The organism is Streptomyces sp. NPDC045899, from assembly GCF_056431485.1.
Window position 1 is genome coordinate 65,513 of the sequence record NZ_JBWKKP010000021.1, and the last position, 25,435, is coordinate 90,947.

The window sequence follows — 25,435 nt, forward strand, 5'->3', positions numbered from 1 at the left end:
TACCGGCTCTTGTCCCGGTTCGGGCCCTCTTTCACAGCATGCGTCGATGTTCGCCGGACGGCAGCCCCGGGAAACATCCCGGGCGAAATATCAGTGGACCGGGTGGACTGGGGGATGAGATGCACCGGATGCCGGTGATCCGCGCGGCGCTCGCCACGGCCACCGCCGCGGCGCTCCTCGCGGGGTGCAGGGCGGGGTCGGTGACCACGGACGGACGGCCCCAGGACAGACCCCAGGCCCGGACGAGCACCAGCACGCCCGCGCGGGACGCCCCGCGTCCGCACCGCACCTTCACCCACACCCCCCGGCCGGAGGCCGAGCGCACCCCGGCCCGGGCGCGTCCGGTGCGGCCGCCCGCCCGGGTGCCCCGGCGGGACACCGCGCCCCGGGCGGCCCCGGCGGTGATCGCGGTGGGCACCAGCGGTGAGCGGGTGCGGGACCTCCAGGCGCGACTGCGCCAACTGGGTCTGTTCGGGCGCAATCCCACCGGGTACTACGGCTCGGTCACCCGGGCGTCGGTCCTCTCCTACCAGCGCGGCCACGGTCTGGTGGCCACCGGTTCGGTGGACCGGCGCACCCTGGGCTCGCTGCGCTCCCGGACCCGGCCGCCCGCGCGGGACGAGCTGTATCCGCCGACCACCCTGCCACTGGCCGAGCCCGACCGGCGCTGTCTGACCGGGCGGGTGCTGTGCATCAGCAAGAGCAGCCGCACCCTGGCCTGGATGGTGGGCGGGCGGGTGGTCTCCGCGATGGACGTGCGCTTCGGCTCGCAGTACACCCCGACCCGGGAGGGTCTGTTCCAGGTCAACTTCAAGAGCCGGGACCATGTCTCGACGATCTACCACACCCCGATGCCGTACGCGATGTTCTTCAGCGGCGGCCAGGCGGTGCACTATTCGGCCGACTTCGCGGCCCGTGGTTACGCCGGCGCCTCGCACGGCTGTGTCAACGTCCGGGACAAGAAGAAGCTCGCCTCGGTCTTCGGCCAGGTGAAGGCTGGGGACAAGGTCGTGGTCTTCTCCTGAACGGGACCTCGGGGAGATCCTTCGCGGAAGACCGGCGGGAGAGCTGGGAGAGCGGCGCGGGCAGGGCCGGGGGAACGTGCCCCGCCCGCGCCGGATGCGCGGAGCCGTCGGTACGGGGGGAACCTCGGCTCTCGCGCGGCCGATGACCAGTCGGCCCGTTTCTTACAGCGTCACCGTCGAAAAAAACGTCACACCTAAGATCTTGAGCGCTCAACCTGCGGTCGGATCGGGCGGCCGCCCGGCCTCCGGTCAGACCGGATCGCCGGTCACCGAGGCGGTGTCGGCCGGTGCGGACGGCGTCGGGGGCGGCGGCTCGGGGTCGTTGCCCCCGGAGCCCCCGGACCAGCCGTCGTCCCCGCCGGAACCGCCGGAGCCGTCCCCGTCGGAGCCGCCGTCGCCCGTACCGTCGTGGTCGCCGTCGCCGTCCTGACCACCGTCGTCCTTGCCGCCGGAGTCATGGCGCGGCAGCTCCACCCCGCTGTCCAGCAGGAGCTGGACGCAGTAGCCGTGGAGGGTGGTCCGGCCCGCGGACCTCTTCAGCTTGTACAGCGCCCTGCGGTCCAGCCCGCTGGCGTCGCCGTACTCCGCGGACAGATAGCGGTGGCAGGCACGGAGGGCCCACGGCCCGGTGTGCCGCCCGTCGCCCGCGGAACCGTCCGAGGGGTGACCCTTCTCTCCCTTGTCACGGCCCGAGCCGCGGCGCCCGTCCTTGTCGTCCGGTGCGGTGGATCCCTGGCCGCCGTTGGCGGACGGATCGCTGGCATCGTTGTCGGTGGACCCGCTCGGACCGGGCTGCGGTGTGGTGGGGTCCCGGGAGATCTCGGGCTGGACCGGGTCACTGGCCGAAGGCCCGTCACCCGGCATGCTCACCGAGGGCGCCGGACCGCCGCCGCCCTCCGTGAACGGGGTCGGCAGCACACCTGCCGCGGCCGCGACCGCGAAACCGCTGAGCGCACAGCCCGCCAGCGCGGCCACCATGCCCGCGCGCACCTGGCGGCGGGCACCGAACCGGCCATGGCGCAGCGCGCGCACAAAACCTTCACGCCCGGCGGTGGACCGTTCGGCTCCGGCGGCCGCCGCGGCGGACTCCTCATGGGCCGCGAGGAAGGCGGACACGGCCGCGTCCTCCCCGGGCAGCGGGGTCGTGCCGGGTCCGGTCACCGGGCGGGTCGCCTCGGCCACGGCGGAGAGTACGGCGGCCAACCGTTCCGCTTCGGCGCACGGCTGATGCCGGTCATCGGTGACACTCTGCTGCCCCTCGACCGGTTCCCCGCTGAGCAACCGCTCCGCGGCACTGTCATCCAGCCAGCTGTAGCGGTGGTCTTCGGCCATCACATGTCCTTCTGCGTTGGCGCGCACGAATCCGTCACACCCGCAGACTTCGCTACCCCCGAGTTGGTTGCCTCCCCGGACGACTCCCGTTGCACGGGAACCCCGTCCAGAACGGCCGGATCACCCCCCGCCCGGGGGTCGATCAGATCGGCCAGCCGCCGCAGTCCGCGGTGGGCGGCGGTGCGCACCGCACCCGGTCGCTTGCCGAGCACCGTGGCCGCGCTCTTCGCGTCGAGTCCGAGGACCACCCGCAGCGTCACGGCCTCGGCCTGGTCCTGCGGCAGCTGCGCGATCAGCCCGAGCGCCCGGCCGGTGCCCAGGGCCTCCATGGCCTCGCCCGCCGTGTCCGCCTCCGAGGCCCGGGTCGCCAGCTCCGTCTCATCGCCGCCGATGGCAGGGCGGCGGCCGCGCATCCGTATGTGGTCCAGCGCGCGGTTGCGGGCTATCCGGGCCGCCCAGCCCCGGAACCGGTCCGCGTCTCCACTGAAACGTTGCAGGTCGCGAGCTATCTGGAGCCACGCCTCCGAGGTGATGTCCTCCGCGTCACCATCGCCGACCAGGGTGCGCACGTAGCCGAGGAGGCGAGGGTGCACGGACCGGTACACGGTCCGGAAGGCGGTCTCGTCCCCGTCCTGCGCCGCACGCACCGCGGCGGTCAGTTCCGCGTCGTCCCCCTGCTGCACGCTCTCTTCCTGCCCTCGGAGGTTCTGAGGTCCGCGCTCGCCCGCGATGGATCAGCCGTGGCCGTACGGCGGGTACGGCTGGCCGGGACCGGGAGGGCCCGGCGGCACCTGCGGCGCACCGTACGGCGGCTGCCCCTGCGGCGGGACGCCGTACGGCGACGGCGCGCCCGCACCGTAGGGTGCCGGCCCGCCCATCGGCCCCACCTGCGGGGGCAGCGCCGCGCGCTGCTCCTGCATGGCGGTGATCTGGCGGACCAGCAGCAGTGCCAGGACCGCCGCCGCCATCAGGACCACGAGCGCGAACATATCGAAGGCGAGGATGTCATGCAGACTTTCGACATCTTCTTTCGCCTCCGAGAAAGAAGGGGAGTAGCTGTCACTCTCGATCTTGCCGCGGAGGGCGCTGTAGCGGATGCTGCCGATGCTGTTGAGGACCATGGCGACGATCCAGGTGACCCACCAGGCGTTGAGCAGCCCGCGGTTGGCCGCGTGGGGACCCTGCGGGGAGCTGGTGCGCCAGATGTCGTTGGCGATCTGCTTGGGGAACCACAGGTTCACCACCGGGGTGAACCAGGCGCCCGCCGCCCAGCCGGGGCTGAACCGGTGCGCACCGGGCGCGAAGACCTCGGCGTTGAGCCGGAGCCTGCGGAACCAGACCGCCCAGACCACCGCGAGCGCGATGGTGAGCAGCACATAGAGGACCCAGACGCCCGTGAAGAAGTCATCCGCGTCGTCCAGGTCCTTCTGGGTGACCGACTCGCCGTCGAGCATGTCGCCGATGACGGACCACTGGCCACCCCGGGCCACCAGCACCAGAATCAGCGCGGGGAGCGCCACCGCGAACAGCACGGTGAGCGTGGTCGCGAGACCACGGCGCAGATCGACGCCCCCGGCGGGCATTCCCATCGCCGGTGCGACGGGATAACCTCCGGGCGCCTGTGGCTGCTGGTACTGCTGCTGAAACGTTCCGCATGCGGCACAGCGCCCGTCGGGCCCGACGGCGACAGCGCGGCAGTTCCCGCACGGATACATGTGAGTCCCCCTGGGGACGTGGCCCGCACCAGGCCACGTACGAGATAAGCAATTGACCGCGCCCAAAGCGCGGACCTGCACGTTACGGGCATTCGCCCGGTCCCGTCCAGAGCCGAAGGGGCCCCCGGACGCGCTCCGGGCCCCCGGGTTTCCTGCCCGCCACAGGTGTGACGCATTCGAGCCGTGCGACGCTGTAGGGAGTAAGGGCTCCACGCGGGCCCGCGCTGGACGGCGGTCGGGGCCTCTCCTGTGGGGGGTGGCGGCCCCGGCCGTCCTTCCTTTCCCGGCCTTCTCCCGTGCTCTCTACACGCCCAGCCGATCGGCCAGCTTGCTGAAGTCGGCCCAGGTCAGCGGCGGTGCTCCGGGATACCAGAGTCGTTGGGCGAGCGCCGCGAGCGGCAGTCTGATGCCCTGGGCGACCTCCGCCTGGGTCTGCGCTCCGGGCTGGTCGGACCAGACCGCGAAGCGTGCGCCGAGTACCCGGCTCGGACCGGTCAGCTTCTTGCCGGCGACCGGCTTGGTGCCCCGCAGGGTCCCGGGCGTCCAGTCCTCGTAGATACGTTCGCCCGTGGGGTAGAGGAAGCCATTGGGCTCACCGAGGACGTAGTAGAGGTACTCGGAGTTGAGGTTGACCAGGTCGCGCCCCTCGCGCAGATACTCCTCCGGCTGCCGGGCGGGCCACTTCAGCCGCCCCGTCCAGTACTCGACCTCGATCCTGCGGTCGGGGGTGACCACGCCCCCGGGGAAGAAGCCGTCGTTCCACGCTTTGGGCTGCTTGCCCAGCTCACGGGCGACCGCCGCCCGGTCGTTCAGCCAGCCGGTGGCCAGGTCCTGGACCGTCGCCCGGGATCCGTACTTCCGCTCGGCGGCCTGGGCCAGCCGCGGGAACGACGCCTGGGGGTCCTTCACGGTGAGCGCCATGTACTCATCGGCGCCCAGGTGCCAGTAGCGGCCGGGGAACAGCGGGGCGTACTCGCGCATCAGCTCGTCCACGATCCGCGCCGCGGCCGGATCTGAGATGTCCACCGCGCCCTCGAAGCTGGTCCCGGAGGCGTTGCGCAGCTGGAGGCCGGGGTGGGCGGCGATGACCGCGCCGAGATGGCCGGGCGAGTCGATCTCGGGGATGACGGTGATGTGCAGCCGCTGGGCGAGGGCGACGATCCTGCGGACCTCGGCCTTGGTCAGATGCTGCTGGGAGACGATCTCGGGGTGGCTGCTGCTCTGGATGCGGAACCCCTGGTCGTCCGAGAAGTGCAGACCGAGCTGATTGAGCTTGAGGTCGGCCATCTCACGCAGCCGGGCCTCGATCCAGGAGGCCGTGTAGAACTTACGGGCGATATCGAGGTTGAGACCGCGCTGGGCACGGCCGGGCCGGTCGTGGATCACGCCCGCGGGGACCCGGTCACCGGAGCGCAGGGCCTGTTTCACGGTGCGGGTGCCGTAGAAGACACCGGCGTCGGCGGCGCCGGTGATCCGTGCGCTGCCGTCCTTGACGGTCAGGGCGTAGCCCTCGCGGCCACCGCTCTGCCCGGGTTTCAGCGCCAGGGAGAGATCGCCGCGGTGGGCTGTGCCGGACACGGCCTTGATCCCGAGCTCATCGGCGATCATCCGGGCCTCATCGGCGAGCGGACCCTTGAGGTCGGCCACCACCCGGCTGTCCCGGCCCGGCCGCCAGCCGGATCCCGTCCCGGGGTCGAATCCGCGGACCGAGGGGATGGTGCGGGGCGGGTTGGACGGCGCCTTGCCGGGCGCCGAGGCCGAGGGGGACGCGGCCGGGGTGCCGGACGGGGCCTCGGACGAGGAGGAGCCCGGCTGCTGACAGCCGAGCGCTATCAGTACGAAGGTCGCGGCGGCACCGGCGACGGTGCCGCGGACGCATGCGGCCCTGGTGATCCTCCGAGGCATTCCCATGGCGCAAACCTCCTGTTTCAGGCGTAATCCGCCTCGCGCCTCGACATGCCGTCCACTCCTCATAACAAAACGTCCCCGTACGGGTGAATTTACGCTCTCTGCGGCACACCGGCCTGTTCAGATCGTTAACGTGGGCCGCTCACACCCCGAACACAGGCCCCTCATGTACCCCTGTCATGCCCTCTACGTCTTCCAGCCCTTTCTCACTCCACACCTCATGCCGCCCCCTTGAACCGCTCGCCTCATGTGCCCCCGCCACGCGCGTCCAAGGAGCCCACGCTGTCCAGGTCCAGGTCCCGTGACCCAGTCCACAGCCTCGACCGGCTCAACGCCGCCACCGCCGAGGCGGCCGAGGAGGTGCTGCTCACCTGCTGCGGCAGCCGCCGCTGGGCACGGCTGATCGCCGGCCACCGCCCGTACCCCGATCTGGACGCGCTGCTCGCCGCCGGGGACGAGGCCAGCTACGACCTCACCACCGCCGATCTGGACGAGGCGCTGGCCGATGAGTCGATGGTCGGCCATCCGCTCCCGGCCGCCGACAGCCTGGGGACCCTGGCCGCTCACACCGCGCTACGGGCCGCTCACGCCGAGTACGAGCGCCAGTTCGGCCACGCCTTCGTGATCTGCCTGGACGGCCTGGACCCCGACGCGATGCTGGACCGGCTGCTCACCGGGATCCGCACCCGGCTGGGCAATGAGCGCGAGGTGGAGCGGACCAACACCGCGGAGGAGCTCCGGCGGATCGCCCGCGGCCGCCTCACCCGGCTTGCCCGGGATCGCGAGGTATGCCGCGAATCGGGCGGTTACGGGCCCCCTGATCGGCCGTACGTGCCTCTTTGATCACACCTGAGCACCCCCGGGCGGAGGAACCGACAACACGTCGCTACGATGGCCAGGGCCGGTGGACCATACCCGGCCGGGCCAGACCGACAGTGAAGCCGGCAGGCCCCAATCCCCGCTTCCGGAGGGTTTTCCGTGCCGGCTGGAACGCTGTATCGCGGCCGGGAAGGTATGTGGTCCTGGGTGGCTCATCGAGTCACCGGCGTCCTCATCTTCTTCTTCCTGTTCGTACACGTCCTGGACACCTCGCTTGTCCGTGTGTCTCCCGAGGCCTACGACGACGTGGTCGCGACGTACAAAAATCCCATCGTGAACCTGATGGAGTACGGCCTCGTCGCCGCCATCCTGTTCCACGCCCTCAACGGTCTGCGTGTCATCGCCGTGGACTTCTGGTCCAAGGGCCCGAAGTACCAGCGTCAGATGCTCTGGTCCGTCGTCGGTATCTGGGTCGTGCTGATGGCCGGGGCCTTCTACCCGATCCTCCAGCACACGCTGCGCGAACTGTTCGGGAGCTGACGCATGTCCGCCGAGACCACCACCCCCGCGAACGACGCGGTCAGCGCGTACGACGTGGATCACCCCGCGCCGGTCATCGAGCCGCCGCGGGCCCGCACCCGCAAGACGCCCAAGGCGACCCGCACCAACTTCGAGATGTACGGCTGGCTCTTCATGCGCCTGTCCGGCATCGTGCTGGTCGTCCTGGTCCTGGGCCATCTGCTGATCCAGCTGGTCCTCGACGGCGGCGTCTCCAAGATCGGCTTCGCCTTCGTGGCGGGCCGCTGGGCCTCGCCGTTCTGGCAGGCATGGGACCTGATCATGCTCTGGCTCGCCACGCTGCATGGCGCGAACGGTCTGCGCACGGTCATCAACGACTACGCGGAGCGGGACAACACCCGCCTGTGGCTGAAGGCGCTGCTCTACACGGCGGCAGGATTCACCATCGTGCTCGGCACTCTGGTGATCTTCACCTTCGACCCGAACATCCGCTAGGCCCCGGGGCTGAGGTATCCACATATGAAGATCCACAAGTACGACACCGTCATCGTGGGCGCCGGCGGCGCCGGTATGCGCGCGGCCATCGAGTCGACCAAGCGCAGCCGCACGGCGGTGCTCACCAAGCTCTATCCGACCCGGTCCCACACCGGCGCCGCCCAGGGCGGCATGGCCGCCGCCCTCGCGAACGTCGAGGAGGACAACTGGGAGTGGCACACCTTCGACACGATCAAGGGTGGCGACTACCTGGTCGACCAGGACGCCGCCGAGATCCTGGCGAAGGAGGCCATCGACTCGGTCCTGGACCTGGAGAAGATGGGCCTGCCGTTCAACCGGACCCCGGACGGCACCATCGACCAGCGCCGCTTCGGCGGCCACAGCCGGAACCACGGCGAGGCCCCGGTCCGCCGGTCCTGCTACGCCTCGGACCGCACCGGCCACATGATCCTCCAGACGCTGTACCAGAACTGCGTCAAGGAGGGCGTGGAGTTCTTCAACGAGTTCTACGTCCTGGACCTGCTGATGACCGAGGTCGACGGGGTCAAGCGCACCGCCGGTGTGGTCGCCTACGAGCTGGCCACCGGTGAGCTGCACGTCTTCCAGGCGAAGGCCGTGGTCTTCGCCTCCGGCGGCTGCGGCAAGTTCTTCAAGGTGACCTCCAACGCCCACACCCTCACCGGTGACGGCCAGGCGGTCGCCTACCGGCGCGGTCTGCCGCTGGAGGACATGGAGTTCTTCCAGTTCCACCCGACCGGCATCTGGCGGATGGGCATCCTGCTGACGGAGGGCGCCCGTGGTGAGGGCGGCATCCTCCGCAACAAGGACGGCGAGCGCTTCATGGAGAAGTACGCGCCGGTCATGAAGGACCTCGCCTCGCGTGACGTGGTCTCGCGCTCCATCTACACCGAGATCCGCGAGGGCCGCGGCTGCGGTCCGGAGGGCGACCACGTCTTCCTGGACCTCACCCACCTGCCGCCGGAGCAGCTGGACGCCAAGCTGCCGGACATCACCGAGTTCGCGCGGACCTACCTGGGCATCGAGCCGTACACCGACCCGATCCCGATCCAGCCCACCGCGCACTACACGATGGGCGGCATCCCCACCAACGTCGAGGGCGAGGTGCTGTCGGACAACGACACCGTCGTCCCCGGCCTCTACGCCGCGGGCGAGGTGGCCTGCGTCTCCGTGCACGGCGCCAACCGCCTGGGCACCAACTCGCTGCTCGACATCAACGTCTTCGGCCGCCGCGCGGGCATCGCCGCCGCGGAGTACGCCGCCACGGCCGACTTCGTCGAGCTGCCGGAGAACCCGGCCGCGTTCGTCCGCGACCAGGTGGAGAACCTGCGGGACGCCACCGGCACCGAGCGGGTCACCGAGATCCGCAAGGCGCTCCAGGAGACCATGGACAAGAACGTCATGGTCTTCCGGACCGAGCAGACGCTCAAGGAGGCCGTCGAGGAGATCGGCCATCTCCGCGCGCGCTACAAGAACTGCAGCGTCCAGGACAAGGGCAAGCGGTTCAACACCGACCTGCTGGAGGCCATCGAGCTGGGCAACCTGCTCGACCTGGCCGAGGTCATGGCGATCTCCGCACTGGCCCGCAAGGAGTCGCGCGGCGGTCACTACCGCGAGGACTACCCGAACCGCGACGACGTCAACTTCATGCGTCACACCATGGCGTACCGCGAGGTGGGCGCGGACGGCTCGGAGTCCATCCGACTCGACTACAAGCCGGTCGTGCAGACCCGCTACCAGCCGATGGAGCGTAAGTACTGATGAGCACCCCCACGCTTGAGAAGTCCTCGGAGGCCCCGGGGGCGAGTGACGCCACCGCGTCGCACCTGATCACGGTCACGTTCCGGATCCGGCGCTTCAACCCGGAGATCTCGGACCAGGCGGTCTGGGAGGACTTCCAGTTCGAGATCGATCCCAAGGAGCGCGTCCTCGACGGTCTCCACAAGATCAAGTGGGACCTGGACGGCACCCTGACGTTCCGCCGTTCCTGCGCCCACGGCATCTGCGGCTCCGACGCCATGCGGATCAACGGCCGTAACCGGCTGGCCTGCAAGACGCTGATCAAGGACATCAACCCGGAGAAGCCCATCACGGTCGAGGCCATCAAGGGCCTGACGGTCCTCAAGGACCTGGTCGTGGACATGGAGCCGTTCTTCCAGGCGTACCGCGATGTGATGCCCTTCCTGATCACGACGGGCAATGAGCCGACGCGCGAGCGCCGGCAGTCCGCCGAGGACCGCGAGCGCTTCGACGACACCACCAAGTGCATCCTGTGCGCCGCGTGCACCTCCTCGTGCCCGGTGTTCTGGAACGACGGCCAGTACTTCGGCCCGGCGGCGATCGTCAACGCGCACCGCTTCATCTTCGACTCGCGTGACGAGGGCGGTGAGCAGCGGCTGGAGATCCTGAACGACAAGGACGGCGTCTGGCGCTGCCGCACCACCTTCAACTGCACCGAGGCCTGCCCGCGCGGTATCGAGGTCACCAAAGCCATCCAGGAGGTGAAGCGCGCGCTGATCACGCGTCGCTTCTGAACCTCCGCGGTCCCGCACCACGCAGACGACGAGGGCCCCGCACTCCACCCGGAGCGCGGGGCCCTCGCCGTTTTCCCGGGCTCCGCCTGCACCCGTCTATTTCTGGAGGCCGTCCCATCCCCAGCGCGGAGTCGGACCCGGGTCCCCCAGATCCGCGTCGGCGGGCTGCCCGGACACGCTCTGAGCGATCCCGGCGCCCCACCGGAAGTACTCGGTCACCTGGTGGCGCAGCCGAGGATCGGGCGGCAGCTCCCGCTCCACCGCCCGGCTCATCAGCTCCACCCAGCGGTCGCGCTGCCCAGGCGTGATGGACCGCCCCACATGGCTGCGCAGCAGTCCCTGGTGGCCGCCGTGCTCCTCGGTGAACGCGGCCGGTCCGCCGAACACCTCGGCGAGCCAGACGGCGACGTGCTCGCGGTGGGTGGCGGTGAAGTCCGCGAAGACCGGCGCCAGCAGCGGGTCGGCCAGGACCTCGGCGTAGAAGGCGTCGCTGAGCCGCCGCAGCGCGGGCAGTCCGCCCACCGCATCGTACAGGGGCGGCTCTCCCGTGGTCCCCCGTGCGCCGGTCATGGCGTCTTCTTCTCGTTCTTGCCGTTGTCCCCGTTCTTCCCGGAGACCACCACGGTGCGCTCGTAGTGCTTCATCTCCTCGATGTCGCCGATGAAGGGGCGGACCGAGTCGAGGAAGGGCCCGAAGAGCGGGCTGCCGCGGAAGCCTTGGAGATGGTCCTCGACCGAGGTCCACTCGATGCGCAGGATGTAGCGCTCCGGCTCCTCCACCCCGTGCGCCAGCTCGTAGGCCAGGCACTCCGGGGACCGGTCGAGCTGTTCGGCGGCGGCCGTGTACGCCTCCTCGAACGCGGTGCGCCGTTCGGGGTCCTCGATGCGGTAGCGGATGTATTCGACGGTCACAGCCTGCTCCTTCGTCGGTGGGGTGTGACCCCGTCACGCTAGGAGCGGACCACGTTGATCAACAAGCGCGACTTGTTGTCGGTCCACAAGCCTTGCTTGTCGCGGGAGTTGGGCGTCCCGGAGACACGGAGCGGCCGTAGCATGCGGTCCCATGGAACCCGAGCTGCGACAGATGCGGTATTTCGTGGCCGTCGCGGAGCGGCGCAACTTCACCCGCGCGGCCGATGATGTCTTCGTCGCGCAGCAGGCACTCAGCCAGCAGATCAAGGCACTTGAGCAGAGCCTCGGGGTACGGCTGCTGGAACGCACTTCGCGCCGCGTCGAGCTCACCCCCGCGGGAGCGGCGTATCTGGCCGACTGCCGCAAGGTGCTCGCGGCCGTGGCGCGGGCAGGGCGGCGGGCCCGGGCGGTGGCGGCCGGGGAGGCGGGGCGACTGCGGGTGTCGTACACCCTGACCTCGGCGTATGAGACGGTGCCGCTGCTGGTCGGCCATCTGGCCGAGACCTGCCCCGAGTTGACGGTGGAGACGCGGGAGATCTTCGCCTCCGATGTGTGCGGTGCGTTGCGGGACGAGCGCTGCGATGTGGCACTCGCGCCCGCGACCGCCAGACCCCGCGGAATCGTCCAGCGCACCGTGCGGTGGGAGGAGTTGAAGGTCGCGGTGAGCGAGTCGCATCCGTTGGCCGGAGCTCCGGCCGTGGATCCGGCGCTGCTGCGGAAGGAGACGTTTCAGCTGTGGCCCCGGGAGATGTCCCCGGGGTACTACGACACCGTGGTCGGGGTGTGCCGGGAGGCCGGGTTCGAGCCGGTGCTCGATCCGGCCGCCTCCGGCACCAACGCCTGGGCGCATATCGCCGCGGGCCGGGGCGTGAACCTGGTGGTGGCCTCCCTGGTGCGCCATCTGCCGCGTGGTATCGCGCTGGTGCCGCTCGCCGAGCCCCGGGCCGGCCTGGCCATCGAGGCGGTCTGGCGGGCCGATTCCCCACATCCCGCGGTCGACCGCTTCCTCGACGCCCTCGCGCTGCTCGGTGAACGCCATGCATGGCTGCCGCCCCCCTCCGGCTGAGCGGGCGCCTGCCAGGACTCCCCTGCTCGTCCTGGTCGTACCCGCGTTCCGCGGGAACCTCCGCGTTCCGTTCCGGCCCAGGACGACTGCCCCTTTCCGGACACGGGCCGCACTCGTCCCGTCTCCCATTGAGCACGAGCCGATCCCTGGGCGTACCTCCTAGGGGAAAGCTGTTGGGTGCGGAGCAAGGGGTGAGACCATGACCGGCGCGGACCAGCCCGTTCACGGGACGCAGGCCGTACGGCCCGATACCGACCGCCGTCCACTGAGTGAACTGCTCGACCGCGAGGGCCGGCTGGAGCCCGGCCGGGCGGCCGGGATCGGTCTGAGCCTCCTCGACGTCATCGGCGCCGCCCACCGCAAGGGCATCACCCACGGCGATCTCAATCCGGCACGGCTGCTGCTTCTGCCCGACGGTGAGATCGTTCTCAGCGGGTTCGGTTCCACCGGCGAGGCCGCCTCCCGCCCGGTCACCGACCCCGCGTTCGCCTCCCCCGAACAGGTCCGCGGTGACGGTGCGACCCCGGAGTCCGATCTGTGGGCCCTGGGCGCGATCCTCTTCGTCATGGTCGAGGGCCACCCGCCGCACCCCGACTGGAGCGGGCTCGACGTGACCAGGGCCGGACCGCTCACCCAGGTGATCCAGGGGCTGCTGCGCGCCGACCCCACCGCGCGGCTGACCGAACCCCTGATCCGCCAGGCCCTGTTGCGCGCCCTTGAGCGGGACCGGCCACCCGCCGAGACACGGACCACGGCATGGCTCCCCTGGCTGCACGGCACCTGTGAGGCACTGCGGCCCAGAGGCCACCGGCTCGAGGGGCGGAGGGGCCGGCCGAAGGTGGCGATCGCGGCCGGACTCGCCCTGGTGGCGGTCGCCTCGGCGGTGGCGCTCGCCTCGACCGGCGCGCTGTCCGGGGGCGATGACGACCGCGCCACCGCCCCCACCCGCACCGCGTCCCCGCCGGACGCGCCACGGCCGAGCCTGCCGCGCGAGCCCACCCCCTCCACGTCCCCCTCGCCCTCCTCCCCCGCCGAACCCTCCGCCCCCGCGAGCCCGTCGGCCCCGGCCTCCCCCTCGAAGCCGCCCGGCAAGGGCGGGGGTGGCGGTGACGGCGGTGACGGCGACGGGGCCCTCGCGTTCGTGCGCTTCACCGCCGAGGAGGAGGGGTTCTCCATCGACATCCCCAAGGGCTGGAAGCGGGTGGAGAGCGGTTCGCGGTTCCATGTGAAGTTCGCGCCCCAGGACGAGGACGACGGCCGGGACCTGGTCGTCACCTTCGGCAGGGGCTCCGAGGACGACGACCCCGTGGAGGTGTGGGAGAGCCTGGTGCCGTCGCTGGAGAAGCTCACCCCGGGCTTCCAGCGGATCGACGGGATCCGCAGGGTCGACTACCGCGACTGGAGGGCCGCGGACATGACCTGGTCCTCCGCCGTCGGCGGTGAGCCGTTCCGCACGTTCGGCCGGGGATTCCTCGTCGGAGGCGGCCGCGGCTTCTCCATCCGCTGGACGACTCCGGCGGACGAGGCGGACTCCGCGGAGAACGAGCGGGCACTCGGAATCTTCCTCAAGTCCTTTGCGGAGACCGAGGACTGAGCCCCACCCCGCCACGGTGCGGTGGTCGCTCATGAGGCACTATACATCCGGTGTATACACATGGCGTATAGTGCCGCGCATGCCTCAAGCGCACCTCCTGCCGATCACCACGGCCGCCGCCGTCTTCCCGCTGCTCGCCCTGGTGCTCCTGCTGCCGACCGCCGTCGTCCTCTACCGGCGCCACGGCGTCATGTCCCAGGGCCGGACGCTGTCGCTGTACGGCTTCCTGTACTACGCGCTGACCGCCTTCTGCATGACCGTCGTTCCGCTGCCCCGTCAGTCGGCCGACATGTGCGCCCGGTTCGGCGCCTTCGCCCGGCCCCAGGTGGTCCCCGGCAACACCTTCGCCGACATCTGGAAGGAGGCGCACCACAAGGTCACCCCCGGCGCGCTGGTCCTCCAGAACCCGGCCGTCGCCGGAGCCCTGCTCAACCTGCTGCTCCTGGTGCCGCTCGGGATGTTCCTCCGCTACCACGTGCGCTGCGGGCTGCGCGCCGCCACCGCCGCCGGACTGGCGTCCTCGCTGTTCTTCGAACTGACCCAGTACTCCGGGGTGTGGGGCCTCTACGACTGCCCGTACCGGCTCTTCGACGTGGACGACCTGCTCACCAACACCGCGGGTGCGGCACTCGGCTGGCTGCTCGCCGGTCCGCTCCTGCGGGTGCTCCCCGCGCTGGAGACCCTGGACGGCCGGGCGCGGGCGCTGCGCCCGGTGCCGTTCGGGCGGCGGCTGGTGGCCCTGATCGCCGACCTGGCGGGGTTCCTGGTCGCGGTGGCCGTGGCGAGCGAGACGTTCGCGTACGGGGACGCCGAGCGCGAACTGTGGGTGCCGGCCGGGGTGTTCCTGCTGTGGTTCGTCGTCCTCCCGCTGCGGACGGGGGCGACACCGGGCAAGCGGCTGTTGCTGCTGCGGATGGAATCCGCCGACGGCCGCCCGCTCACCCCCGGACGGCTGGCCGTCCGCGCCGTGCTCCTCGGGGCGGCGGCGCTGCCCCTGCTCACAGGGATGGCGCTGGCGTCGGCGGTGGTGCTGTCCACGTCATCACTGCCCGGAACGGCCGAGCTGACCGAACTGCTCACGCTCACCCGCGCATCGCTCGGCGCCGACGCCGTGGCCCTGACGGTCCTCGCCCTGGCCCTGCGCCACGGGCTGCGCACCCTGCGGCACCCGGAGGGACTGGCCCCGCACGAGCGGCTGTCGGGGATCCGCACGAGGGCGCTGCCGCACACCCGGGCGGTGGCGGGGGCGGGGCCGGGAGCGAAGCCGACGGCCGGGGCCGGGGCCGTGGCCGGAGGGCCGTCGTCCGCGCTCCCGCTCCCCGTCAGGCGTGAAGCGATGCCAGTTCCACGACCGTGACGTCCGGCGGCGCCCCGACCCGCACCGGCGGCCCCCAGGCCCCGGCTCCGCGGGTGACGTACAACTGGGTGTCGCCGTACCGCTCCAGCCCGGCGACGGTGGGGTTGGCGAGCGCCGCGACCAGGTCCCCGGGCCACATCTGGCCCCCGTGGGTATGGCCGGAGAGCTGGAGGTCCACACCGTGGTCCACCGCGTCGTGGATCACCACGGGCTGGTGCGCGAGCAGTACCGAGGCCCGCGCCGGATCGCGGTCGCCGAGCGCCCGCTCGAAGTCCGGCCCCTCGCCCTCGTCCTCCCCCGCCACGTCGTTCACTCCGGCGAGGTCGAAGCCGGGCAGTTCGGTGCGCGCGTTCTCCAGTGGGTGCAGCCCCAGTTCCCTGACGTGATCGACCCATTGGCGGGCACCGGAGAAGTACTCGTGGTTACCGGTGACGAAGAACGAGCCGTGGCGGGAACGGAGTTCGCGCAGCGGCTCGGCGGCGGGCCCGAGATCCGCCACGCTGCCGTCCACGAGATCGCCGACGACGGCGATGAGGTCGGGGTTGGTGCGGTTGATCGTCTCCACCACCCGCCGGGTGTGGGCGCGTCCGAGGATCGGCCCGAGGTGGATATCGCTGACGACGGCGATCCGGAACCCGTGGGCCGGCCGGGGCAGCTTGGCCAGCGGTACGGTCACCCGCTTCACGGGCGGCCCCCGGAACACGGTGGCCGCGCCGTACGCCACGGTCCCCGCCGCGACGGCGGTGGCCCCCACGGCGATCCCCCGCGCCACGAACAGCCGCCGCGACTGCTCGCCGGCGGTGGAGGCTTCGGGACCGCCCGGGACGCCGTCCGCGGCGGACACCACCGCCGACGGGACATCCACCGCACCGGCCGGCCCGGCCCCGCTGGACGCCTCACCGACGCCGCCCGAGCCTTCGGGCTCACCGGACACCACCCCGGCGTCCGGCACGCGGGACGTTCGGGCACCAGGAGGAACACCCAAGCCCTCCGCGCCGACGGGGCCACCGGGCAAACCTGCCCCGCCCCCCGGCGCATCGGCATCGGACGCCACACCGACGCCGTCGCCGGACACCACCCCGGCGCCCGGCACACCCGGCACCCGAGGGTCCTGGGGAGCGCCCGGGGCCTCGGAGCCACCGGGCGTACCCGGTCCCGCCGACCCGGCCGGCAGGCCACCCGCGCGGAGGAGCAGGGGGCGCAGGGCCTCGCCCAGCAGGAGGGCCAGCGTCAGATAGAGGAGCAGCGCGAGCCACAGGTAGCCGGGCCACGCCAGTACGCGCTGGAGCGCGAACGGCGCTCCGGCGCGGCCCGCGACCAGCGCGCCCACCGTGGTCAGCGGCAGCGCGACGGCCGCCGTCGTGCCCGCGCGGCGGGCGAGGCCGCCGGGTGCCGTCGTATCGCGGATCAGCCGCACCCACAGATACCGGTGCACCCCGGCCAGCAGTCCGACGACAGCCAGTGCGATCAGGACGAAGAGCACGACCATCCCGGTTAATCCCCTTTATCCACCCGGAGTGACTAGCGAAACGGCTACTCCACGGGGTCCTTCCTGCGCAGAGCGCGCAGACCACGCAACCCGATCACTCCGATAGCCGTCCCCAAGAGAAACGAGGTGATCGCGAGCAGCAGATGCACCCAAAAGTACGCGGTGGGGTCGCCGGAGTCGTCGAAGGCGAGACCGCTGCTGTCCTTCCAGAGGTTTTTGACAAAGGTGAACCAGATGACCCAGCTCCAGACCCCGAAGGCGAGCAGGAACCAGGACACGGGGCGGCTGAGCTTCATGGTCTCCAGTATGGGCGCACCCTCGGATGCCTCCACGCGGGGGTCTGACGCCCATACGACGGCGGTCCTGTCGCCGACCACAGGAACGGCGGGTACGTTCACCAGCGTGCAGACATGTTCATATGCCTCCGCGCCACGTACGGGCGACGCGGCCGGTGGAGCGCGCGCGACCGACACCCGCCGCCGTATCGCCGTACCCCTGATCGCCGCCGGCGTACTCGCGCTGTCCAGCCTGCTGCCCACCGCGCCGGCGTTCGCCGACGACGTACCGGGCGCCGCGGACGGCCCCGGGGCCGTGAAGCCCCCGGCCCAGATGTCCACGGTCGGCGGGAAACGGCTCGGCCACCCCGGCACCCAGGTGGACCCGAAGGCGGGCGCGCCGCGGCTGCCGAAGGGGCTCAGCGGACGGTCGTGGCTGGTGGCCGACGCCGAGTCGGGCGACATCCTGGCCGCGCACAACGCCCACTGGCAGCTGCCGCCCGCCAGCACCCTGAAGATGCTGTTCGCCGACACCCTGCTGCCCAAGCTGCCCAAGGAGCAGAACCACACGGTGGTGCCCTCGGACCTGGAGGGGATGGGCGAGGGCAGCAGCCTGGTCGGGGTCAAGGAGAACTACAGCTACTCGGTCCACGACCTGTGGCTCGGGGTGTTCCTGCGCTCCGGCAACGACGCGGTGCACGTGCTCTCCGCGATGAACGGCGGCACGGCGAAGACGGTGCAGGAGATGCAGGCGCACGCCCGCCGGCTGAACGCCCGTGACACCCATGTCGTCACCCCGGACGGCTACGACGAGAAGGGCCAGGTCAGCAGCGCGTACGACCTCACGCTCTTCGCCCGCTCCGGCCTCCAGAAGGCGGACTTCCGGGAGTACGCCTCGACGGCGTACGCGAAGTTCCCCGGGGACTACAAGAAGGGCAAGGACGGCAAGAGGACCCGTCAGAGCTTCGAGATCCAGAACACCAACCGGCTGCTGACCGGCTTCGGCATCCCGACCTACAAGGGGATCGCCGGAGTCAAGAACGGCTACACGACGAACGCGGGATCCACCTTCACCGGCGTCGCCCAGCGCGGTAAGCGGGTGCTGCTGGTCACCGTGATGAACCCGCAGAAGGCCGCGCCGAGCGAGGTCTACAAGGAGACCGCGAAGCTCTTCGACTGGGGCTTCAAGGCGTCGGACTCGGTGAATCCGGTCGGCACGCTCGTCCGGCCGGGCGCGGCGGGCGCCAACCAGAACCGGACGACCGCGCACGGCAACGGCTCGGACGAGCACACCCAGGCGTCGGTCTCCTCGGACGGCGGTTCGGGCAAGTGGACGGCGATCGGCATCACGGGCGGCACGCTGGCGCTGCTGGCCGCGGTGGCGTACGCGGTGCACCGCCGCTGGCCGCTGCCGGAGCTGGTGCGGCGGCGCGGCCGCGGCTGAGCGGGCCGGGGTCAGTCCAGGGGGTTGGCGGGACCGGCGGACTCGGGCTTCGGCTTGGGCGTCGCGTCGGACCCGCCGCTCCCCGCGGCCCCGTCGGCGCCCTCCGGGCTCTCCGCACCGGAGCCGGTGGCGGTCCAGGAGGCGCAGTACAGGGCCAGCTTGGCGGTGAAGTTGATCCACAGCAGCAGCGCGATGGGGACACCGAACGCGCCGTACATGCTCTTGGCCGCCACATCCCGCAGATAGCTGCTCAGCAGCAGCTTGAGCAGCTCGAAGCCGATCGCGCCGATGAGGGCGGCGACCACGACCCGGCGGCGCGGCGGTTCGACCCCGGGCAGCCAGGTCAGCACGTAGCACAGCAGCACGAAGTCGGCCGCGACGGCGACCACGAAGGCGGCGGCCCACAGCAGCCAGCCGCCGGCGCCGTCCTCGGGAATGCCGAGCAGCCCGGTGACCCGGCCGACGGCGGTGGCCGCGAGCGTGGAGAGGCCGAACGAGACGAGGGCGACACCGCCGAGGCCCAGCAGCACGCCCGCGTCCTTGAGCTTGCGGGCCACCGGGTTGCCGGGGTCCTCCTCCAGCTCCCAGACGGCCCGCAGGCATTCGCGCAGCGAGCCCACCCAGCCGATACCGGTGAACAGCAGCAGCGCCCCCGCGACGACCCCGATCGTGCCCGCGTTGTCGACCAGGCCGCCCAGGTCGAGCTGACCGGAGATCCCGGGGATCTGCTGGGCCAGCTTCTTCTGGAGCTGGTGCATCTGGGACTCGGTGAGCGTCGCGGCGCCGATCGCCGCGCCGACCGCGATGAGCGGGAAGAAGGCGAGGAAGCTGATGAAGGTGATCGCGGCGGCGAGCCGGGTCCAGTGGACGCGGTCCAGCCGCTCGTAGGAACGCCAGGCGTGGGTGCGCATCAGCTGGGCGATCGCGGGGCCGACGACTGGCAGCCGGGTCAACCATTCCATGATCAGCAACTACCCTTCTGCGCGGTTTCTCCCCTCGGTGCACGGTGAGGTGCACGGAAGGTCAGAATCCGGGTTCCCCGGAACACACGCGCCTAGCGCGACCGGCGGGGCGAAACGTGGGCGGCGGGGCGAAACGTGGGCGGCGGAACCGGGTCGGGAATCCGTCTGATCATGGATCTCACCGCCGACGGTCCATCAGTGGGCACAGCGGCCGTAAACACCGCGCCCATCACCCGTTCCGGTGAACGTGGCTGACGCGGTGTCGGATGGCGGCGGGCTGAGCCCGGCGGCCCGGCTCGCGGCGCGCCGGGGGTACGGATCAGCAGGAGGGCGCGGCCGGGCGGGAGAGATCGGCCTGACGGGGCACCATGGGCGTCCCGCCGTCCGTCGGCTCACCCGCGCCGAAAGGGTACTCACGGTCCAGCCGCCACACCCCGTCGGCACCCTGCTCGTAGAGGGCGAAGCCGGTGATCGTCCAGGCCGCCGCGTAGTCCTTGAGCTCGGCGAAGGCCCGGTCCATGGCCTCCTCGTCGATCCCGTGGGCCACGGTGACATGCGGGTGGTACGGGAACTGGAGCTCACGCGCGCACGGTCCGGAGCTCTCCCGGATCCGCTCCTGGAGCGCGGCGCACTCGTCCACACCCTCCACGATCTTGACGAAGACGACCGGCGAGAGCGGCCGGAACGTGCCGGTCCCCTCCAGCCGCATCGGGAACGGCCGTCCCTCGGCGGCCACCCGGGCCAGGTGGTCCTCGATGGCCGGGAGCAGCGAGGCGTCCACCTCGGTCGGCGGCAGCAGGGTGACATGAGTGGGGATGCCATGGGCGGCAGGGTCCCCGAAGCCCGCGCGCCGCCCCTGGAGGTAGCTGCCGTACGGCTCCGGGACCGCGATCGAAACGCCGAGCGTTACGGTCCCCACTGCGTTCTCCCTCCTGGCCCTCCCGGGCTGCTGGACTCGATGCCGCTGCACCGGTGTCAGTGTGGCGGCTGTGCCGCCCTCGCGGCTAGGTGCCTCGGTCCTTCGGCACACAGGCCCCAGGGCCCCTGGCCGGGGGCCCGGACCCGGGTGTACTGCTGTCGCGGACACCCCGCGGCGCACCGGCCCCGCGCCCGACCGGTGCGCGCCCGGCGCTCGCCGGTGTCCCGCCGGTGCCCGGCCGTCAGTGCCTGGCGGGCAGGAAGCCCACCTTGTCGTAGGTGACGGCCAGCGTCTCGGCGGCGACGGCCCGGGCCTTGTCCGCCCCCTTGGCGAGGATCTTGTCCAACGTCCCCGGGTCCGCCAGGTATTCCTGCGTCCGCTCGCGGAACGGTGTCACCCACTCGACCAGGACCTCGGCGAGGTCGGTCTTGAGCGCGCCGTAGCCCTTGCCCTCGTAACGGCTCTCCAACTCCGGGATGGCGGTGCCGGTGAGCGTCGAGTAGATGGTCAGCAGATTGCTGACACCGGGCTTCTTCTCCTCGTCGAAGCGGATCTCGGTCTCCAGGTCGGTGACCGCGCTCTTGATCTTCTTCGCGGAGACCTTGGGCTCGTCGAGGAGGTTGACGATGCCCTTCGGGGTGGACGCCGACTTGCTCATCTTGATCGTCGGGTCCTGGAGGTCGTAGATCTTCCCGGTCTCCTTGACGATGTACGGCGCCGGGACGGTGAAGGTCTCGCCGAAACGGCCGTTGAACCGGTCGGCGAGGTCACGGGTGAGCTCGATGTGCTGACGCTGGTCCTCGCCGACGGGGACGTGGTTGGCCTGGTAGAGCAGGATGTCCGCGACCTGGAGGATCGGGTAGGTGAACAGGCCGACGGTCGCCCGGTCGGCGCCCTGCTTGGCCGACTTGTCCTTGAACTGGGTCATCCGCGACGCCTCGCCGAACCCGGTGAGACAGTTCATCACCCATCCGAGCTGCGCGTGCTCGGGCACATGGCTCTGGATGAAGAGGGTGCAGCGGTCCGGGTCGAGGCCGGAGGCGAGCAGCTGGGCGGCGGCGAGGCGCGAGTTGGCGCGCAGTTCGGCCGGATCCTGGGGGACGGTGATCGCGTGCAGGTCGACCACGGTGTAGAACGCGTCGTGGGTCTCCTGGAGCGCGACGTACTGCCGGATCGCACCGAGGTAGTTCCCGAGGTGGAAGGAGCCTGCGGTGGGCTGGATACCGGAGAGCGCACGGGGACGATCGAGGACCATGGCACCCATTCTCTCAGGTGTGGAACCCGACTCCGTCCGCCGGTGTATGAAAGGTGTGAGGACGACACGGAGGGCGCGGGAGGGGGACCTCGTCGCGCGGGACGAAGCGGGGATCATCGCGCGGGTGCGCGCCGGGGAGACCGAGGCGTACGCGGAGCTGATGCGGGCGTACGCACCGGTGGCGCATCGCACGGCGGTGCTGCTCGGGGCCGGTGCCGATGCCGAGGATGTGGTGCAGGACGCCTTTGTGAAGGCGTATCTCGCGCTGGGCGGCTTCCGCGACGGGGCGGCGTTCCGGCCGTGGCTGCTGCGGATCGTCGCCCGCGAGACCTCTAACGCGATCCGCTCGGTGCGTCGGCTGCGGTCGGCGGTCGACCGGGAAGGGGCGCTGGGCGGGACCGCGGCGGTCATACCGGAATCGGCCGACCCGGCAGCGCTGGCGATGGCGGGTGAGCGGCGGGCGCGGCTGATGACCGCTCTGGACCAGCTGAGCGCGGACCAGCGGCGGGTGGTGATCTACCGCTATCTGCTGGATCTGGACGAGGCGGAGACGGCGGAGGCGCTGGGCTGGCCGCGGGGCACGGTGAAGTCGCGGCTGAGCCGTGCCTTGAGACGGCTGGAGCTGCTGCTCGGCCCGGACGAGGCGGAGCGGCCCCTGGGGCGGGACCGGAGCGAGCTGGGCGTGCGGGATGCGCGCGCCGTGCGGAGTGCGCGGGGCGGGCGGCAGACCCGGGCCGCGCGGGGAGGCGGAGCATATGGCCGGAGTGCGGGAGGCGGGGCCGGCCGGCGGCCCAGCCGGGCTGCCGGAGGAGCTGCGGGCGCTGGGGCGCGCGCTGGACGGTCCACCGGGCGGCTCGCCCCGGGGCGGGCCGGATGAGCCGGAGGGCTCGATGGGGGCCGAGACGGTGGTGGAGCGGGTGATGGCCCGGATCGTGGGGCTGGCGGTGCCGGTGCCGCCGGAGCGCAGCCGGATCCGGGAGGAGCAGTGGTGGCGGGCCCTGCCCGGCCTGGCGGCCGGGCAGCGCACCGTCATACCGGTCAGGCGGTCGGCAGACCGGGAGCCGGGTGGGCCGCCATGAGCTCGGCGACCTCGTTCCTGATCTTGGCGAGACCGGAGGTGTCACCGCTCCTGGCGGCGGTCACCCCACGGTCGATCCAGTCGGCCACCGCGGGCATGTGCTCGGTGCCCAGTCCGCGCGAGGTCAGGGAGGGGGTGCCGATGCGGATACCCGAGGGGTCGAAGGGCTTGCGGGGGTCGAAGGGCACGGTGTTGTAGTTCACCACGATCCCGGCCTCGTCCAGGGCCTTGGCCGCGACCTTGCCCGGCACCTCCTTGGGGGTGAGGTCCATCAGGATCAGATGGTTGTCGGTGCCGCCGGAGACCAGGTCGAAACCACGGGCGAGCAGTGCCTCGGCCAGCGCCTTGGCATTGGCGACCACCGCATGGGCGTAGTCACGGAAGGAGGGTTGCGCGGCCTCGTGGAGGGCCACCGCGATGGCGGCGGTGGTCTGGTTGTGCGGACCGCCCTGGAGACCGGGGAAGACGGCCTTGTCGAGGGCCTTGGCGTGGGACTCGCGGGCCATCAGCATCGCGCCGCGCGGACCGCGCAGGGTCTTGTGGGTGGTGGTGGAGACGACATCGACATACGGGACCGGGGAGGGGTGGGCCCCGCCCGCGACCAGTCCGGCGATATGCGCGATATCGGCCACCAGCACCGCGTCCACCTCACGGGCGATCTCCGCGAAGGCGGCGAAGTCGATCGTGCGGGGCACGGCGGTACCACCGCAGAAGATCAGCTTGGGCCGCTCCTTGCGGGCCAGGTCGCGGACCTCATCGAAGTCGATCATGCCGGTGTCCTGGCGCACCCCGTACTGGACACCGCGGAACCAGGACCCGGTGGCGGACACGCCCCAGCCGTGGGTGAGATGGCCGCCCATCGGCAGGGACATCCCCATCACGGTGTCGCCGGGCTCGGCGAAGGCGAGGTAGACGGCGAGGTTGGCGGGCGAGCCGGAGTAGGGCTGGACATTGGCGTGGTCCGCGCCGAAAACGGCCTTGGCCCGGTTGACCGCCAGGGTCTCCACCTGGTCGATGACCTGCTGGCCCTCGTAGTAGCGGCGGCCCGGGTAGCCCTCGCTGTACTTGTTCTGGAGCACCGTGCCCGACGCCTCCAGCACGGCCCCGGAGACATAGTTCTCGCTGGGGATCAGCCGCAGGGTCTCGGACTGGAGCAGTTCCTCGGCGCCGACGAGGGCGGCGAGTTCGGGGTCGGACGCGGAGAGGGCGGGATGGGAAAGGGGCAGGCTCATGGCGTTCCTCCGGGGCGATCGGTGGTGGTCCGGTCGTGATCCCTTCGGTGCCCAGGCGGGCGGCACCTCATGGCGCTGTGGCCGCGCACCGCTTCCTCGTGGTCGGTTCCACGCTCGGCTCGCCAGTCACGGTGCGCGGGCCCACTCTAGTAGGCAGCCCCTCCCTCGCGGACAGCCGACCGTGCCCGGCCGCCATTCAGGCCCAGGATCCACCCGGCACCGAAGCCCCGGCGCCCGGCACCGAAGGGAGTACGCGTTGTCCACCCCGGATCCGCTCACCCGGCGCGCCCTGGCGGCCGCCGAGGCCCACAGCGCGCACAACTACCATCCGCTGCCCGTGGTGATCGCGTCCGCGGAGGGCGCCTGGATGACCGATATCGAGGGCCGCCGCTATCTGGATCTGCTCGCCGGATACTCCGCGCTCAACTTCGGGCACGGCAACCACCGGCTGATCGAGGCGGCCAGGGCCCAGCTGGAGCGGGTCACGCTCACCTCGCGCGCCTTCCACCACGACCGTTTCGGGGCGTTCTGCGCGGAGCTGGCCGCGCTGTGCGGGATGGAGATGGTGCTGCCGATGAACACCGGGGCGGAGGCGGTCGAGACGGCGGTGAAGACCGCCCGGAAGTGGGGCTACCGGATCAAGGGCGTCCCGGACGGCCAGGCGAGGATCATCGTCGCGGAGAACAACTTCCACGGCCGGACGACCACCCTCGTCAGCTTCTCCACCGATCCGGAGGCCCGAGCCGACTACGGTCCCTACACTCCCGGGTTCGAGATCGTCCCGTACGGCGATCTGACGGCGCTGGAAGCGGCGGTCGACGCCGCCCCGGCGGACACCGTGGCCGTGCTGCTGGAGCCCATCCAGGGCGAGGCGGGGGTGCTGGTGCCGCCGCCGGGCTATCTGGCCGGGGTCCGGGAGCTGACCCGGTCCCGGAAGGTGCTGTTCATCGCGGACGAGATCCAGTCCGGGCTGGGCCGCACCGGAACCACCTTCGCCTGTGAGCACGAGGGCGTGGTTCCGGACGTCTATGTGCTGGGCAAGGCGCTGGGCGGAGGGGTGGTGCCGGTCTCGGCGGTGGTCTCCTCCGCCGAGATCCTCGGGGTCCACCGGCCCGGGGAGCACGGCTCGACCTTCGGCGGCAATCCGCTGGCCTGCGCGGTGGCGCTGGAGGTGATCGCCCTGCTGCGGACCGGGGAGTTCCAGCGGCGGTCCGCGGAGCTCGGTGAGCGGCTCCACCACGAGCTGGGGCTGCTGCGGGAGGCGGGCCGGGTGACGGAGGTGCGCGGCCGGGGGCTGTGGGCGGGGGTGGACATCCCCGCCGGCCGGGGCACCGGGCGGCAGGTCTCCGAGCGGCTGATGGACCGCGGGGTGCTGGTCAAGGACACCCACGGCGCCACCATCCGGATCGCCCCGCCGCTGGTGATCAGTGAGGAGGATCTGCTGTGGGGCCTGGAGCAGCTCACGGCGGTGCTGTCGGAATGAGTCCC

25 protein-coding genes and 1 riboswitch are annotated in these 25,435 nt (G+C 71.4%); of the genes, 13 read left to right on the top strand and 12 right to left on the bottom strand.

The genetic code is table 11. From position 1 onward, the window contains the following. Window positions 1–119: 119 nt before the first annotated feature. Window positions 120–1,025, top strand: coding sequence for a L,D-transpeptidase family protein (locus tag AC07FT_RS27000; RefSeq protein ID WP_479178431.1), 906 nt, complete (start codon window positions 120–122; stop codon window positions 1,023–1,025). Between the two features lie 249 nt (window positions 1,026–1,274). Here AC07FT_RS27000 and AC07FT_RS27005 read toward each other — a convergent pair whose 3' ends face one another. The 4 genes from AC07FT_RS27005 to AC07FT_RS27020 all read right to left on the bottom strand — a co-directional run bounded on the left by AC07FT_RS27005 (window position 1,275) and on the right by AC07FT_RS27020 (window position 5,983). Beyond that, on the bottom strand, window positions 1,275–2,357 hold the full coding sequence (locus tag AC07FT_RS27005; RefSeq protein WP_479178433.1) for a hypothetical protein: 1,083 nt from the start codon (window positions 2,355–2,357) through the stop codon (window positions 1,275–1,277). Next, complete coding sequence (locus AC07FT_RS27010; protein ID WP_254744505.1) at window positions 2,357–3,040, bottom strand: RNA polymerase sigma factor; 684 nt, start codon at window positions 3,038–3,040, stop codon at window positions 2,357–2,359. The genes AC07FT_RS27005 and AC07FT_RS27010 overlap by 1 nt, the downstream gene beginning before the upstream one ends. Window positions 3,041–3,091: 51 nt before the next feature. Next, complete coding sequence (locus AC07FT_RS27015) at window positions 3,092–3,946, bottom strand: DUF4328 domain-containing protein (RefSeq protein WP_479178435.1); 855 nt, start codon at window positions 3,944–3,946, stop codon at window positions 3,092–3,094. 429 nt (window positions 3,947–4,375) lie between these two features. Beyond that, window positions 4,376–5,983, bottom strand: a complete 1,608-nt coding sequence (locus AC07FT_RS27020; RefSeq protein WP_479178436.1) for a beta-N-acetylhexosaminidase — start codon at window positions 5,981–5,983, stop codon at window positions 4,376–4,378. 228 nt (window positions 5,984–6,211) lie between these two features. On the opposite strand from AC07FT_RS27020, the gene AC07FT_RS27025 reads away from it, so the two are divergent. The 5 genes from AC07FT_RS27025 to AC07FT_RS27045 all read left to right on the top strand — a co-directional run bounded on the left by AC07FT_RS27025 (window position 6,212) and on the right by AC07FT_RS27045 (window position 10,365). After that, a complete protein-coding gene (locus AC07FT_RS27025; RefSeq protein WP_479178437.1) occupies window positions 6,212–6,823 on the top strand; it encodes a 2-oxo-4-hydroxy-4-carboxy-5-ureidoimidazoline decarboxylase in 612 nt (203 codons plus the stop codon). A 135-nt stretch (window positions 6,824–6,958) separates the two neighbouring features. Next, on the top strand, window positions 6,959–7,339 hold the full coding sequence (gene sdhC, locus AC07FT_RS27030) for a succinate dehydrogenase, cytochrome b556 subunit (protein WP_176182458.1): 381 nt from the start codon (window positions 6,959–6,961) through the stop codon (window positions 7,337–7,339). A 3-nt stretch (window positions 7,340–7,342) separates the two neighbouring features. Further along, entirely contained in the window at window positions 7,343–7,813 is a 471-nt protein-coding gene (locus tag AC07FT_RS27035; RefSeq protein WP_254744499.1) for a succinate dehydrogenase hydrophobic membrane anchor subunit, read from the top strand. 24 nt (window positions 7,814–7,837) lie between these two features. Further along, window positions 7,838–9,592: a succinate dehydrogenase flavoprotein subunit gene (sdhA, locus tag AC07FT_RS27040; protein ID WP_479178438.1), complete on the top strand. Its 1,755-nt coding sequence runs from the start codon at window positions 7,838–7,840 to the stop codon at window positions 9,590–9,592. Next, the gene (locus AC07FT_RS27045) at window positions 9,592–10,365 is read left to right on the top strand and encodes a succinate dehydrogenase iron-sulfur subunit (protein ID WP_471200954.1); all 774 of its coding nucleotides are present in this window, start codon (window positions 9,592–9,594) and stop codon (window positions 10,363–10,365) included. Before sdhA ends, AC07FT_RS27045 begins: the two co-directional genes overlap by 1 nt. A 96-nt stretch (window positions 10,366–10,461) precedes the next feature. Here AC07FT_RS27045 and AC07FT_RS27050 read toward each other — a convergent pair whose 3' ends face one another. After that, window positions 10,462–10,935 carry a group II truncated hemoglobin gene (locus AC07FT_RS27050; RefSeq protein WP_479178439.1) on the bottom strand — a complete coding sequence of 158 codons (474 nt, stop codon included), beginning with the start codon at window positions 10,933–10,935 and terminating at the stop codon, window positions 10,462–10,464. Then, window positions 10,932–11,276, bottom strand: a complete 345-nt coding sequence (locus AC07FT_RS27055) for a putative quinol monooxygenase (RefSeq protein WP_254744490.1) — start codon at window positions 11,274–11,276, stop codon at window positions 10,932–10,934. Before AC07FT_RS27055 ends, AC07FT_RS27050 begins: the two co-directional genes overlap by 4 nt. 151 nt (window positions 11,277–11,427) lie before the next feature. Here AC07FT_RS27055 and AC07FT_RS27060 point away from each other — a divergent pair, with 151 nt between their 5' ends. The 3 genes from AC07FT_RS27060 (at window position 11,428) to AC07FT_RS27070 (ending at window position 15,293) form a co-directional block, all read left to right on the top strand. Further along, window positions 11,428–12,342, top strand: coding sequence for a LysR family transcriptional regulator (locus tag AC07FT_RS27060; RefSeq protein ID WP_479178440.1), 915 nt, complete (start codon window positions 11,428–11,430; stop codon window positions 12,340–12,342). Window positions 12,343–12,541: 199 nt separating this feature from the next. Further along, complete coding sequence (locus AC07FT_RS27065; protein ID WP_479178442.1) at window positions 12,542–13,936, top strand: serine/threonine-protein kinase; 1,395 nt, start codon at window positions 12,542–12,544, stop codon at window positions 13,934–13,936. A 79-nt stretch (window positions 13,937–14,015) separates the two neighbouring features. Beyond that, on the top strand, window positions 14,016–15,293 hold the full coding sequence (locus AC07FT_RS27070) for a VanZ family protein (RefSeq protein ID WP_479178443.1): 1,278 nt from the start codon (window positions 14,016–14,018) through the stop codon (window positions 15,291–15,293). On the opposite strand, the gene AC07FT_RS27075 is transcribed toward AC07FT_RS27070, so the two are convergent. Beyond that, the gene (locus AC07FT_RS27075; RefSeq protein WP_479178445.1) at window positions 15,259–16,782 is read right to left on the bottom strand and encodes a metallophosphoesterase; all 1,524 of its coding nucleotides are present in this window, start codon (window positions 16,780–16,782) and stop codon (window positions 15,259–15,261) included. The genes AC07FT_RS27070 and AC07FT_RS27075 overlap by 35 nt on opposite strands. A gap of 44 nt (window positions 16,783–16,826) precedes the next feature. Then, the gene (locus tag AC07FT_RS27080) at window positions 16,827–17,078 is read right to left on the bottom strand and encodes an SCO4848 family membrane protein (protein WP_254744480.1); all 252 of its coding nucleotides are present in this window, start codon (window positions 17,076–17,078) and stop codon (window positions 16,827–16,829) included. 10 nt (window positions 17,079–17,088) lie between these two features. Between AC07FT_RS27080 and AC07FT_RS27085 the strand changes: the two genes are divergently transcribed. Then, window positions 17,089–18,501 carry a D-alanyl-D-alanine carboxypeptidase family protein gene (locus tag AC07FT_RS27085; RefSeq protein WP_479178446.1) on the top strand — a complete coding sequence of 471 codons (1,413 nt, stop codon included), beginning with the start codon at window positions 17,089–17,091 and terminating at the stop codon, window positions 18,499–18,501. An 11-nt stretch (window positions 18,502–18,512) separates the two neighbouring features. On the opposite strand, the gene AC07FT_RS27090 is transcribed toward AC07FT_RS27085, so the two are convergent. From AC07FT_RS27090 to trpS, 3 genes are all read right to left on the bottom strand, one after another. Continuing rightward, the gene (locus AC07FT_RS27090) at window positions 18,513–19,463 is read right to left on the bottom strand and encodes a YihY/virulence factor BrkB family protein (protein ID WP_479178448.1); all 951 of its coding nucleotides are present in this window, start codon (window positions 19,461–19,463) and stop codon (window positions 18,513–18,515) included. A 319-nt stretch (window positions 19,464–19,782) separates the two neighbouring features. Beyond that, window positions 19,783–20,382: a 2'-5' RNA ligase family protein gene (locus AC07FT_RS27095; protein WP_471200980.1), complete on the bottom strand. Its 600-nt coding sequence runs from the start codon at window positions 20,380–20,382 to the stop codon at window positions 19,783–19,785. Window positions 20,383–20,623: 241 nt separating this feature from the next. Beyond that, window positions 20,624–21,637: a tryptophan--tRNA ligase gene (gene trpS / locus AC07FT_RS27100; RefSeq protein WP_479178449.1), complete on the bottom strand. Its 1,014-nt coding sequence runs from the start codon at window positions 21,635–21,637 to the stop codon at window positions 20,624–20,626. A 55-nt stretch (window positions 21,638–21,692) separates the two neighbouring features. Between trpS and AC07FT_RS27105 the strand changes: the two genes are divergently transcribed. Both AC07FT_RS27105 and AC07FT_RS27110 read left to right on the top strand, forming a co-directional pair. After that, window positions 21,693–22,514: an RNA polymerase sigma factor gene (locus AC07FT_RS27105; RefSeq protein ID WP_479178450.1), complete on the top strand. Its 822-nt coding sequence runs from the start codon at window positions 21,693–21,695 to the stop codon at window positions 22,512–22,514. Window positions 22,515–22,527: 13 nt separating this feature from the next. Then, window positions 22,528–22,716: a hypothetical protein gene (locus AC07FT_RS27110; protein WP_479178452.1), complete on the top strand. Its 189-nt coding sequence runs from the start codon at window positions 22,528–22,530 to the stop codon at window positions 22,714–22,716. Here AC07FT_RS27110 and AC07FT_RS27115 read toward each other — a convergent pair. Further along, on the bottom strand, window positions 22,676–23,947 hold the full coding sequence (locus AC07FT_RS27115; protein WP_479178453.1) for a serine hydroxymethyltransferase: 1,272 nt from the start codon (window positions 23,945–23,947) through the stop codon (window positions 22,676–22,678). The two genes, AC07FT_RS27110 and AC07FT_RS27115, sit on opposite strands and share 41 nt — an antisense overlap. Before the next feature lie 42 nt (window positions 23,948–23,989). After that, window positions 23,990–24,087, bottom strand: a riboswitch (ZMP/ZTP riboswitch). Window positions 24,088–24,203: 116 nt separating this feature from the next. Here AC07FT_RS27115 and rocD point away from each other — a divergent pair. After that, on the top strand, window positions 24,204–25,430 hold the full coding sequence (gene rocD, locus AC07FT_RS27120; RefSeq protein ID WP_471200993.1) for an ornithine--oxo-acid transaminase: 1,227 nt from the start codon (window positions 24,204–24,206) through the stop codon (window positions 25,428–25,430). Window positions 25,431–25,435 lie beyond the last annotated feature (5 nt).